This is a genomic window from Zoogloea sp. (assembly GCF_023150065.1).
In the GTDB taxonomy this organism is placed as follows: domain Bacteria; phylum Pseudomonadota; class Gammaproteobacteria; order Burkholderiales; family Rhodocyclaceae; genus Zoogloea.
Genome location: NZ_JAKLLN010000013.1, coordinates 23,879 through 35,832, shown reverse-complemented (window position 1 = coordinate 35,832; position 11,954 = coordinate 23,879). Strand labels below are relative to the sequence as shown.

Annotated in this window: 10 protein-coding genes; 2 read left to right on the top strand and 8 right to left on the bottom strand. The window is 64.6% G+C overall.

Features of this window, described 5'->3' with window-relative positions:
* Nucleotides 1–16 precede the first annotated feature (16 nt).
* Entirely contained in the window at nt 17–862 is an 846-nt protein-coding gene (locus L6Q67_RS14800; RefSeq protein ID WP_205904705.1) for a class I SAM-dependent methyltransferase, read from the bottom strand.
* A 235-nt stretch (nt 863–1,097) separates the two neighbouring features.
* Here L6Q67_RS14800 and L6Q67_RS14795 point away from each other — a divergent pair, with 235 nt between their 5' ends.
* On the top strand, nt 1,098–2,027 hold the full coding sequence (locus tag L6Q67_RS14795) for an AraC family transcriptional regulator (RefSeq protein ID WP_166300473.1): 930 nt from the start codon (nt 1,098–1,100) through the stop codon (nt 2,025–2,027).
* 19 nt (nt 2,028–2,046) lie between these two features.
* Here L6Q67_RS14795 and L6Q67_RS14790 read toward each other — a convergent pair whose 3' ends face one another.
* The 4 genes from L6Q67_RS14790 to L6Q67_RS14775 form a co-directional block, all read right to left on the bottom strand.
* On the bottom strand, nt 2,047–2,754 hold the full coding sequence (locus L6Q67_RS14790; protein ID WP_055399685.1) for a hypothetical protein: 708 nt from the start codon (nt 2,752–2,754) through the stop codon (nt 2,047–2,049).
* Nucleotides 2,751–5,855: an N-6 DNA methylase gene (locus tag L6Q67_RS14785; RefSeq protein ID WP_166300470.1), complete on the bottom strand. Its 3,105-nt coding sequence runs from the start codon at nt 5,853–5,855 to the stop codon at nt 2,751–2,753. The genes L6Q67_RS14790 and L6Q67_RS14785 overlap by 4 nt, the downstream gene beginning before the upstream one ends.
* 63 nt (nt 5,856–5,918) lie before the next feature.
* Complete coding sequence (locus L6Q67_RS14780) at nt 5,919–6,425, bottom strand: hypothetical protein (RefSeq protein ID WP_166300468.1); 507 nt, start codon at nt 6,423–6,425, stop codon at nt 5,919–5,921.
* 104 nt (nt 6,426–6,529) lie between these two features.
* Nucleotides 6,530–7,735 (bottom strand): DUF1173 family protein, encoded by a 1,206-nt coding sequence (locus tag L6Q67_RS14775; protein ID WP_205904704.1) that lies wholly within the window; start codon nt 7,733–7,735, stop codon nt 6,530–6,532.
* 158 nt (nt 7,736–7,893) lie between these two features.
* On the opposite strand from L6Q67_RS14775, the gene L6Q67_RS14770 reads away from it, so the two are divergent.
* The gene (locus tag L6Q67_RS14770; RefSeq protein ID WP_240939348.1) at nt 7,894–8,394 is read left to right on the top strand and encodes a DUF3016 domain-containing protein; all 501 of its coding nucleotides are present in this window, start codon (nt 7,894–7,896) and stop codon (nt 8,392–8,394) included.
* Between the two features lie 73 nt (nt 8,395–8,467).
* Here the strand turns inward: L6Q67_RS14770 and L6Q67_RS14765 are convergent, their stop codons facing one another.
* The 3 genes from L6Q67_RS14765 to L6Q67_RS14755 are packed head-to-tail and all read right to left on the bottom strand — an operon-like array spanning nt 8,468 to nt 11,936.
* The gene (locus L6Q67_RS14765; protein WP_166300464.1) at nt 8,468–9,568 is read right to left on the bottom strand and encodes a saccharopine dehydrogenase NADP-binding domain-containing protein; all 1,101 of its coding nucleotides are present in this window, start codon (nt 9,566–9,568) and stop codon (nt 8,468–8,470) included.
* On the bottom strand, nt 9,565–10,845 hold the full coding sequence (locus L6Q67_RS14760) for an MFS transporter (RefSeq protein ID WP_166300462.1): 1,281 nt from the start codon (nt 10,843–10,845) through the stop codon (nt 9,565–9,567). Before L6Q67_RS14760 ends, L6Q67_RS14765 begins: the two co-directional genes overlap by 4 nt.
* Nucleotides 10,842–11,936, bottom strand: a complete 1,095-nt coding sequence (locus L6Q67_RS14755) for a methyltransferase (RefSeq protein ID WP_166300459.1) — start codon at nt 11,934–11,936, stop codon at nt 10,842–10,844. The genes L6Q67_RS14760 and L6Q67_RS14755 overlap by 4 nt, the downstream gene beginning before the upstream one ends.
* Nucleotides 11,937–11,954 lie beyond the last annotated feature (18 nt).

Genomic DNA, 11,954 nt, shown 5'->3' with positions numbered 1-11,954 from the left:
GGACGCCAGAGGGCGGTCATTCCCGAGCGAAGCGCACGCGCACGATCGCGGGAAGGAGTTTGGCGAGCACCGGTATGTGCGCTATCCAGGGGCCCAGCCGCGCAGGGAAGGTTCTGAAACGGCGGTAGGGCTCGTTCTGCACCGAGTCGATGTGTGGGCACCATGCCCTCAGCACGGTCTCGATTTCGTCGCGATTGATACCCCAGGGCATGGGCGGGGCGCGGTAGTGGCTCGTGATATCGAGCCCGGCCATCGTCTTGCGCGAGAACCAGCGCGGAATGGTGTCGAACATGAGTTCGCCCCCTTTGAAGCGCCTCGCCATCGCCGAGATCAGGTACCCAACCTCGTCTTCGGGGAAATACATGAACAGGCCCTGGGCGGTGACGAAGACACCGTTGCTCGCCTCGACCTCATCCATCCAGCTCAAGTCGAGCGCGGAGCGCACAACATGGCGGCATCGCTCGCTGGGTGCCAGGTAGCGCTCGCGCACGGCAATCGCGTCCGGCACATCCACACACAACCAGCGCACCCGTCCATCGTCGCAGCGCTGGAACTGCGTCTCCAGCCCGCAACCGAGTTCGACCACCGTGCCGCCGGGATGCGCGGCGAGCCACGGACGCAGCGCCTCGTCGAACATCTGCGAGCGGGTGGCGTGCGAACTGTCGGGACGGCCGAAATGGGCCCGGTAGTCAAAAGCGATGGACTGGAAGATGCGCTCGGCCGCCGGATCACGAAACCAAGCATCGGGCCGCAGGGATTCGGTGGCGCGGTTGTGCAGCGTCCACAACATGGTCTGCGGTACGCCGCATAGCACCGGCGTGGCATCAACTGCGGAAACGGGATTGAGCGGTGCTTGGGACATGAGTCGATCAAGGGAATTCGATGGATCCGTGGTGGTGCAAAAGCAAACGCCCAGCCCCTCGGACCCACGCAAGGAAAAGTTACAACCCTGTTCAATAATAATGATTCGTATTACGATTGCCACCCGGAACGGGCTCATTGCTGCCCGCATCGGATCAACGGAGGCAAGAGGAAGCGATGCAGTGATGCCCAGGGCCAACGCAGCTACTTCGATACCCCATCTCCTGGCCACGGAGATGATCAGAGACCCCAGCGAAGCCTTGGGGCTGGACCTTGTTACGTCCAGTCATCGGCGGGTGGCGACGCGAGAGGGCGTGCAGCTGATGCACTGGTCCACGCGTCTGGCCAACCCGATCGATCTCAGCGTGCTCGATGACAGCGGGTTCATCCATTTCAGCTACGTATTGCTGGGCGAATCCCTCGCGGTGCTGAACGGCATGAAGGGGCAAGGTGTCGGCCGGCGGATCGACGAGCGTCAGGTTCACGCGGCCAGTGGCAACATCGCTTTTGGCCCCGATCAGTGCTGGCGATTTCACCAGCACGGTGTCTATGAGAGCGTTGGCGTCATGGTGCGACATGACGCATTCGAGGAACTGATGGGCGACGCCGAACCGACGCTGCGTCGTGCGCTATCAAATGGACTGTGTTTTGAGACCGGGCTCCGCGGCACGGAATTGCATGCCACGGCCCAAGCATTGGCGCACGCGATGCGGTACCGTCCGGGCGACGGCGAATCGTCAGGGGACCGGCACCCCTTGTGGCTGCAGGCACAAGGACTGACGCTGGTGAGCCTGCTTTTGGAGGCGCGGGCGGATATAGGTGGCACAGGCGCATTGGACCGAGCAGATCAAATGCGTCTGGCCCGTGCGCGCGCGCATCTCCTGTCCGATCTGTCGCAGCCTCCGCTGATCCTGGATGTGGCGCGCGAGAACGGGCTGAGCCCGGCGAAACTGAAGCGCGGGTTTCGCGCGCTGTACGGCTTCAGTGTGTACGGCCTGTTCCAGCATGAGCGCATGAACGAGGCGCGGCGCCGCCTGCTGAGGGACGATACCAGTGTGTCGGCAGTGGCGTGCGATCTGGGCTACTCGAACATGAGCCACTTCTCAGCGGCATTTCGCAAGCAGTTCGGCGTCAATCCGGGAGAGGCCAGACGGCGCGGCCGATGATCCAGCTGGCAATGGGCTCCTATGCGGATTTCTGCTTCCGAGTGGTAGTCGGATAGCCGAATGCGAAGAAGAAATGAGATACGCGAATCGTCCCGTGCGTGGGTGCAAGCGCGGCATCCCGCTCGTGTTCCGTATCGAAATCCGCCCCCGTGAACATCGCAGAAGGCCGGGCATAAGGGAGGCCCGAAGGCAAGCGCCGCAAACGCAGAAACGTGGCAAGCGCAGCGTCCTGGAGTGCCTCCCTGATGGGTGGCACCACCTCAGGCTCCGGATCCAGCAGAACTCCCACCATGGCCGCAACGGCCTCCTTTCTGCTATAGATGCCCGTGACGAATCGCCCCAATCCCTGGTCTTGTAGATAGTGGTCACGGTGTTTCTTCTGGCGACCCAGGCGTTTGAACTCGAAGACCAGCTTCATGCCGCGGACGTCATCGTTCCAGCCGTAGACAATATCGGTCCGACGCTCCTCAAGCATCGCGCCAGTGTTCGGATCAACGTCCCCGATGATGTCTTCGGCAGCCCACATACCGAGCAAGCCGCGTTCCCGTGCGACGTGGTTCTCAACGTACACCTTCAGCCGTTTGGTCAGCCCATCTTCCTTCGTCTTGGGATTGAAATCCGGGCGCGGCCGTCCCGCCAATTCTGTCCAGCCCTGACGCAGCGCCTCCACGGCCTCCGTGGCCGGCTGGATCGGAAAGGCAGCAAACCAGTCGACTGGAGACATCATGCCGTCGCCTCCCCCTTCTCGACGGATTGGCGCACTTGCACACCACGGACGATATGCTCGGCATCTCGAAGAGCCTTTCGCACTGTCCAGTTGCGCTTGGTTAGCGGCCGCACAAGGTACAGCGCGCCATCAACCCAGAGATGCACATCCGGCACCAGGCAGAGGAAGTCTCCCGATGGAATCGCGCAAAGCCCCGCTTTTCTCAACTCGGCGAGTGTCGCAAGCACCAACTCGTCATTCATCGACGCGCTGACCTCGGGCCTGTCAGTGGAATCTCCCAGATACGAAATCCGCACGATGCCTGACGGCCCAGCGCGACTCGGATCGTTCGCAACCACATCGACACGGAATCGGCCTTGGCCGCGTGCCTTCGTTCTCCACGCAGTCAAGGCATTGGCGAGTGCCTGCGCATAGATGCCGAAGTCCTCGGCGCTGGCCCTATGCTGAGCTGGGGTATCCAAACTTTTGAAACTGCGCGGCCGCACAGAGGGCATGAGGACGCGAACCGATTCACGGATCAGCGTCTGCTCTTCACCGGAGAGTCCGAAATAGGAAAAAACCGCCGCGTCAAACTCGTCACGCAACTCGTCGTAGCGGGATGCTTGCTCAAGTTCGGGCAAGGCCATCAGTTCCGCCATGCGAGCCTGAACCGCCAAGAGCGCGTCCCGTGCCGCCGCCGGATCCGGCGCATCCTCTGGCACAAAGAACGGGAAGGTTTCGACGTCAGCCAGATGCACGCCGTTGCGTTCGCACAGCATCTTCCAGCCACGCATCATGAGAAAGTAGCGGGCGAGCGTCGAGCGCAGATACGCCGCAGTGAACTGAAGCAGGGCAGCGTCCTCCTCGCGGCCAGCGATCACACCGATGCTGTGGGTGAAGGAGGCCTGCCCATCGTAGTAGACCGCGCGAATGTTCTGCTCACCCTTGGAGAAACCATCCGGAAAAAGCACTCGCGGTCCATCGAAAACGGCACGCACCCCTTCGTTCAAACCCACGACCGTGTCCTGAGCCTCAGGCCACTTGGCTAGCAGTTCGGGATGAAGAACAGGCGATCCCGCACGCAGCGCCACAATGGGCACGAATGGCATCTTGCGCAGCTCGCCGGGATCGACAGCCTCACGGCTCTTGTCATGGAGATGGATCCCCTTTCGATATACCCAGCGCCGAAACTCGCGGGGCCCACGCCAGAAATCGGCAAACGTACCGCGCAAGGTCAACCGCGTCCAGATGGACAGGTCACTGGCATCTCCCCACATCATGGCGACAAGCAGTTGTGGATCCTCGGCAACCGAGCGGGTCTGCAGCGTGTGGCGATCGGCGGACTGCATGGTCAACCGACCGAGGGCAAGACTAAGGTCGGCTTTCGGCACCAAATAGTCGAACGTCTCCCCAAACGGAATGTGACTCAACAAACCATCCGGACGTCTCTCCCCCAGGAAGATATGGCACGTGTTTTCAGCCGTAGGAAACAGCAGCCCCTGCAGATCGCCAAAGTTGATCAGGCGCGACGGTCGGTATCCCTTGAGAAGGTGAGCGACAAAGTCCGCGCTGGAGGCGCCAAGAAATTGGCCGATGGGAAGGATCAGGCAAGCTCTACCGCCTTCCGAGAGAAATTCAAGCGCGCGCAGCGCGTAGGCACCGGCGATCTGCCGCCGTGCAAAAGGAACACCAGCGCGATCCGCCCAGTCATCCGCCGACGTTCGGCTCTCGCCCTCAGGTTCTGCCCAGGGAGGATTGGAGATGACCAATGAAAAACGGCGCGTGTGGAACGTGTGGGAAGTCCGGAAGAAGTCGGCCCGTTGGCTGCCATGGGCGAGGTTGCTCCCATTGAGGGAGGGCAGCTTCGTTCCATCGCGCTCCTGTGCCGCCAAGATGTCCGCTGGGGCCAGCCCCTCAAGGAGGGATAGGTACAGGCTGAAGGCCGTCACGCGGCACGCCATGAAATTGATGTCGCCGCCAAAGATGCTGCGCTTGAGGAGCTCACCCCGCTCGGCGAATCCGAGTTGCCGCCCCTGCCGCGCCTCGCACAGTGCAATCAGGCGACGATAGGCTGTGGTCAGCAGGATGCCTGAACCGCAGGCTCCATCAAAAATCGTCTCCGCCAGCGGATCGGGCGAGGCCATGAGCGCCTGTTCAACCGCCAGCATTGCCAGGTTGCGGGGCGTGTAGTAGGCGCCATCTTTGGCCTGCTGCTCTGGCGTCAGAAACTTCTCATAGAGACCGGAGAGCAATTCGACGGGGATGTAGCTGAAATCGTAATTCCAGAAATCGCCCTGCCCCGTCTCCATGTCGGTTCGGCGCAGAAACTGGTTCAGAAAATCGAATCCGTCATCTGTGAGGGCGGTCCAGGGATCGTGCCGGTCGTCGCCCAGGAAATCGCCATTGAAATCTCCGCGCAGACGATCGACCAGCACGCGCACGCCCTCGCGGTCCATTCGCGCAACGAGGTCATGAAGCTCACCGACATCGCGACGCCCGCGATAGGTCACTCCAACAATCTCCCGATGCTCCAGATAGGAGATGAAGAGCACCTGCCCCATGAGCAGCTCTGCCCATCGCTTGCGGTCACTGGTCTTTGCAGCGCCACGAAAACCAGTACCCGCAAGTTTCGACACTGTCACCGACAAGTTCGCAAGCAGCTTGCTGTCCACCCGAGCCTTGACGTCGAACCAAGCCGGCAGCCTTCGCGACAGATTCGCAGTGGCGACGTCGAGGGCGGAAAACGGACCATCCGGCCTGGCTTCTTGCAAACTGAAACGCTGCTCAGCCTTCTGGAGCTTTCGTACCGGAAGCGCAACCGCTTCGCGGTCGCGCAGCTCGATCACCACCGTTGCCAGGTTCTGATTCCAAATGCGTTTGCGGACATCGTCGAGCGCAGAAGCCGACAAAGGCTGGTCATCCGCCATGAAGACAACGGTTGGCACGCCTTCCACCACGAAGACCGCCTGAGCCCGAACGGCCCCGTCCGGCTTGAGCAGCGACTTGATCTCCAACGCATAAGGGTGCGCTTCGGAGATCGCCGCACCGCGGACGTGAAGCGCCGCAGGCTCGGCGGCATAGCCGAGCCTGTCCAGCCACTGCTTCAGCACTGCGCCCGCCACGCTACACCCCTCTGCGCATCAAACCGTGCCTACCACGCACTGCGACGCTCCAAGCTTGGCGGCTCATGCCGACCTCCTCTGGCGGGGGCGACTCACCGCCTTGACCGTCGGGGTATCGCGCGTGGCAGGCAAGGAGAAAAGATCGAGTTGACCAGCAGCCACATCAGGCAAGGCAAAACCGTCCCGCAGGACAGCAAGGTGCGGATCGAGACGAACAACGATGGCATCGGCTTCGGACGGCAGCGACCCATCATCCAGAAAGAACCATGCGCCTCCGGGAGCCAACGCCAAGCGCCGGCCCCAAAGCGCAATGAAAGAGGTTGATCGCAGTGCCTTGCGCAACTGGGCGAACGCGCCTTGATGCGTCTGCAGCTCAACAGCAAACTGGTCGCGAAGAAGCACGGCCAGCCGAAGAACGAGGATGGTTTGCCAACTGAACTGTGCAGGCGATCCTTTCGTCTTCGGACGCACGTCCGCCGGCACCAGCGCACGTCGACTGGTCCACTCGCGAAGCTTCTCTATCGAAAGGCCCGTAAGCTTCGATGCCACCGGGGTCGGAACCAGTCGCATAGCCATCCTTTCAACAGAGTTCGCCAACGTCGGGTATGGTACCCGATTTCCTCCAAAGGTAGGGTACCGTACCCGAACTTTTCCTCCCTCGGAGGACGCCGTGTTCAGCACACCGCACAAGCAGGCAATGTCGGCATCGGCTGATCGGTCCACCAGGTCCAGGGCGGCGGCGATATCCGCGCAATCACCTGCATTTTGGCCGCACGTTCCTTTGCCTCGGCGAACGCGCTGACCACGTGAAGGGCGACTGGCTCGGCGCCGGTGTCAGTCAGCAGTGCGTTCGGAAACCCCGCCGTGCTCCTCGCGTCGTAACCCAAGGGCTTGATGAAACGCCGCTGTTGTTCCACCAGGGCGTGGATGAGTTCAATTTCGTGCGCGCCCTCCACCGGAATCCAGTGTTCGGTCGTCAACATCAAGCTCAACGCATCCACTTCATAGACGTGCTCACGTTTGGCACGGATCAAGGCCGTCAACACCAAGCGCGGCCGGTAGCCCACATCTGCGTCCTGCACCTCGAAGTACGCCGCATAGGCCCGCCGAGCGCGCTCCCAGGTCTTGTCGGCGATGAGCAGCGGCGCGTCGGGCATGTGCTTGATCCACACGCGACGCCCGAACGCTGTCGCCTCGCAGGTCTTGAACTCGCCCAGAACCACCGCCAGCGGCGAATGGCCATCACGAGGTTGCAGGACCGCGAGCTTATCGCGGCGGCGCTGGGCGGCCGCAGCTTTCGAAGCTTCGCTGAAGAGCTCGGGAACATGAAGGCGTTGAGAAAGCGGCTGTCCCTTGACGATCATCTCCGCCGCAGCCTCCAGCAAGTGCTTGCAGATGACACCCTGGTTGCGCTTGCCCGCCATGGCGGGCAACCAGCGATTGAAGCCCGCCCGTTCGAAAAGGAAGTGCGTCAAGGCGCGCAGGCTCATCCGGCGACGCGGGACGTTGATCTCACCCGGATCATGGGGCTCGCCCGGCGCGACACCCCGTCCGAGGACGCGCACCCACGGAAAATCCACGCGCAACTCGACGCTGCCCGCCAGGGTCTCGATGATGGCCTCCCCCATCAGTTCGCCGAGCCCGGACTGCTGGGCATCCGGCTCATAGGACGGGCACTGCGGATGATGCTGCCCACCAGTGCCCGGCATGCGCTTGACGACGTACTGCCGGTGGCGCGCCACGTACATCTCGACACCGTCAGGCACGCACAGGCAACGCGGCCGATCCACCCCCTCGCGCACGCGCGCCAGAACCTCCTGCAAGCGAGGATCCAAAGCGTCATACACCTGTCCGGCGATGGAATAGCGCTGAGCGTCCATGGAGGTCTCGAAAAGCCCATCGTGCCGCCAGCAAGGCAGGAACGCCATCCAAAATCACTGCTCTATCGGCCCGATTTCGATGTCAGCCCCCGTGTGCGCGGTGCAACCAGATGAAGGTCTACGGAGTCGAATACCTTGTAGCAATACGAGGGTTCACCATGACCACCAGAACGTTCCGCGCGCTGTGCTGTGTCGCAGCCTTGTCGGCACCCGTGCCGCCTGCTGCAGCCGACGTCGGGGTGCAGTTCGTCCATCCCGAGCACTATGCCGACGCGGGCGACTACGGCGTGCGCTCCCAGCGCAACCTTGAGTCCATCAGGCGGCACCTGCAGGCCCTGGGAGATCGCTGCCTGCCGGCGGGCCATACGCTGGACATCCGAATCACCGACCTCGACCTGGCGGGCCGACATGAGTGGTGGCGCCCTGGCACGTACGATGTGCGCATCATGCGCGGTGTCACGTGGCCGCGGGCGGACCTCGAGTACCTCTGGAAGGACGCTCAGGGCAAGGTACTCGCCGAACAGCAGGAGCGTGTTTCGGACATGGACTACCTGTCTCGCAGTGCCTTTGTCCGCTCCGATGGCGATCCGCTGGTGTACGACAAGGCCATGCTCACCGAGTGGTTCGAGCGGCGATTCTGTCCGCAACACCGTGGCTGAGGCACCCGCGACAAAGCGCAGCCACGCGGTCAATCCAGGCGAATCCGAGCCTTGTCAAGTCGGCGAGAAGCGCCTACATCGGGTCGAACCCCACCCGCCGAAGGACTGGCGCGCAACCCGCCAACGCCTCGTCCAACGTCAGCACCTCCTCAATGTGATGGGCGCCCGGTGTCAGACGGCCAGCCAGCAGCGTGCGAGCCACCCAGGCGGCCACCGCAGCCGTGCATGCCGCCTCCCCCTCTCCGGCGACGGCCCAACTCGCGCGATCCCCAGCCTGGCTGAGGGCATCGACCTGGACCATGAATCCATTGCCGCCGACCGGCGCATGCGCGGCCGCCCAGGCCAGTGACTTCGCCAAGCCGTCCAGCGGCAGCCACCGCCGAACGCGCAGGCGCGCCATCCAGGCAAAGGCCTGCGTCACCAGCCGGGAATCGAAACACAGCCAGGCAGCGGCCGACTGCAAAGCCAGGGTACGCGGCAGCGTGTGCTGCTCCGAGAAGTCGAAGCGGTAGGCGGTTCTTCGGCCGTAGGGCGCTGCGAGCCGCACCGGCCGCGAATCGCCAAAGGCCCGAACCGCTCTTGGACCGGCTGGGGTCTGGAGCGTGAACGCGGCGCCCAAACGGTCCAGCGTCCAGCGGATGGCGGCCAGGCCGTGGACCTCGCCTGCACCCAGCAGCACCGTGACGTCCACGTGCCGCAGCGGCCCCAGGTGGTCGCAGGCTTGGCGCACCAGCAGATTGGTGAGCCCCGGCGCGACGCCGACGCTCAGGACCGCACAGGAGCGCCGACCTTCGCCCAGCGCCCATCGGGTCTGCACTGCATCCAGCACCGAAGCCGTGGCCGAGACGTCGACGTAGTGAACGCCGGCGGCCTGGCACTGCGGGGCGATTCGCAGGCTCGCTTCTTCGACGCAGTTGACCACCACGGTGATTCGGTGCGGCAACACCTCGATCAGCGAGAAATCCTCATCACGCAAGGCAACCGCCGTCGTCCGAGGGCCATGGGCCTGGCAGAACGCGCGAGCCCGCTCCAGGCTGCGTCCAGCGACCAGCACATGGCAGGGGCTGTCGCGCAGCAGGGCGCGGACGATGCCGCCCCCCACCGCGCCATAGCCGCCGACAACCAGTACCGCCGGGTCGGCGACCACCGTCACGTCATCTCTCTTGTTCGTCATGACGTGGACGCTCCTTGCCGCAGACGGCGTCCGGCCAGCGCCGTGCACAGCGCGAGCGCCGCCAGTGCACCCAACATCGCCGCGTCGCCAAAACGGTCAAGCAGCAGGCCCGCCACGGGCGGCACCAGCACGCGGCTCAGCGCGAACAGCCCGGCCTGCAGGCCGTAGTCGGTGGCCCGGCAGGCATCGCGAGAGAACTCCATCATCAAGGCAAAGGCGAGCGAAGACGCCAGCCCCATCGCCAGGGCCAGCGCGGCGCTGCCCGCCAACAGTCCCCAACGCGCCTCCACGCCAAGCTGAAAACCCAGGACAGCGGCAAACAACCCGAGGGCCAGCACATTGGCCCACGCCGACAGCCACGCCATCGACATCAGGCGCTCCCGCCGCACCCAGCCTGCCGCGAGGCTGGCGCCAGCGCCCAAGGCCCCTCCCCCCACACCGGCGACCAGCGCCACCTGCGCAGCGGGCAGTCCATGGTCCAGCAGCAGCGGTTTGAGGAACACCCAGGCGGCCGCGACGAAAGGAAACTGCCCGGCCAGCAGCAGCGTCCAGGCCGGCGCCCCCGGCTGCTGAAAGAAGCCTCTCCAGACACGCCAGGGCGCCAGCCTCGACACGGCGGCCCCTGAAGACATCGCCTGCGGCGATGGAGCGGATCCACGGCCCAGCACAGCGACGATCACCAAGGCGCTCGACACAGCTGCGGCCAGAATCAGGAAAGGAAGCGCCCAGCCCCTGGCCTGCTGGAGCAGCAGCATGAGGCCACCGCCCACGACTGCACCTGCAAACGTGGCCGCAGCGCGGATGCCGCCGGCCAGCGGCCGGGCCTGAGGTGGCAGCAGCCCGATGGCCAGCGCCTGCACCGGGATGTCGGCCCAGGTGGACAGCAGGGCCGCCAGCAGGGCCAGCGCAAAGAGCGTTCCCTTGCCGGCATCCTCACCCACTGCCGCCAGAGCCAGCAGGCACAGCGTGAAGCCGCCGCCCGTCAGCCAAGCCCAGCGCTGCCAGGCCAAGACCCTGTTCGACGGGTCGAACGCTGGATCCGACGACAAGGCAGAGCGCCGCCGGAGCAGCCAGCGCTCCACCGGAATCGCCAGCAGCGCCTTGAACACAGCGGGCAGACCGGCGAGTTGAAAGACACCGATCTCCGTACCCGACCAACCCTGTTGCCGCATGATCAATGGCAGGCCCAGCCAGAGGTAGATGGCGGGCGCCGTCAACGCAAAGTTCACCCAACCAAACAGCAGCTGCTGGACGCCAGGACGCAGCGTACCGTTCATGGCACCTCGCGCCGCGCCACGACGACCTGCTGCACGGCCATGGGAAACTGACCGGACGCGAATTGCTCGATGCGCACGAAGCCGACACGCGCCATGGCCGCAGCCAGCTCCCCCTCATGCGTCACGTGCCGCCCGAGCATGCGCAGCGGCAGGTACCACGGCACCACGCTGCGCGCTCCACCCTGCTCCTCGGGCAGTTCCGCATGCACCGCCACCAGCACGCCACCCGGTCGAAGGGCGGCGAGGATCTTGCGCAGGGCGGATTCGATGTCCGGCACAAAATGCAGCACCGATGAGCACCAGATCAGGTCGTGGTCCGACCCGATGTCGTCCGCGGCCAGGCTGCCGCCGCGCGTGGACAGCCGGTGGCCAAGCCCCCGTGCCATGATGTTCTCGGCCGCCACGGCGACCGTCTCGGGGAAGTCAAACACGACGCCCTGAAGGTCCGGGCGCCGCTCGGCCAGCGCGATGGCCACCAGACCCGGGCCGCCACCCAGATCGAGCAGGCGCTGCGCCCGCTGAAACTCCGGCAGGCGCGCCATCACCTCGACGGCGGCCGGCGCGGTCACCGCACGCTGCTCCTGCGCGATCTGCACCCGCGCGGCGGCCGCCCACTGCGCTGCGCCACCGGAGGGGCCGTGGTCAGCCGAAAGCGGGAGCTTCGGCACGCCCGGACCGTGGCGGACATGCTCACCGAGGCTGTCGACGAACCCGCGCATGGACCGCAGCCGGAACAGCCAGGCCTTGGCGCAGGACAGCTCCGAGCCGTGGCCAAGATAGGTCCGCACGCCCGCTTCAAGGCGATAGGTCGGCTTGTCATCGGTGGCGCCGTCGTCATCGACCTGGCCTTCGTCGTGGTCGCGGCCATGGCCTTCGCGCTCCAGCACCCCCATGCTCCACAGGAGTTCCAGCAGATGGGCGGTGCCGACGGGGTGCAGTTGCAGGCGCTGCGCCAGCGTCGCGGCGCCGGCCGGCTCGAAGAGCGCATCCAGCACGCCGAGTTCGACGGCAAGCCGCAGGCCCTCGGCCTGCACGGGAGCGACCGCCAGATCCCACCAGCGGCGCAGCTCATGTGTTTGTTCGAGATTCATGAGATCGGCTCCCTGTCG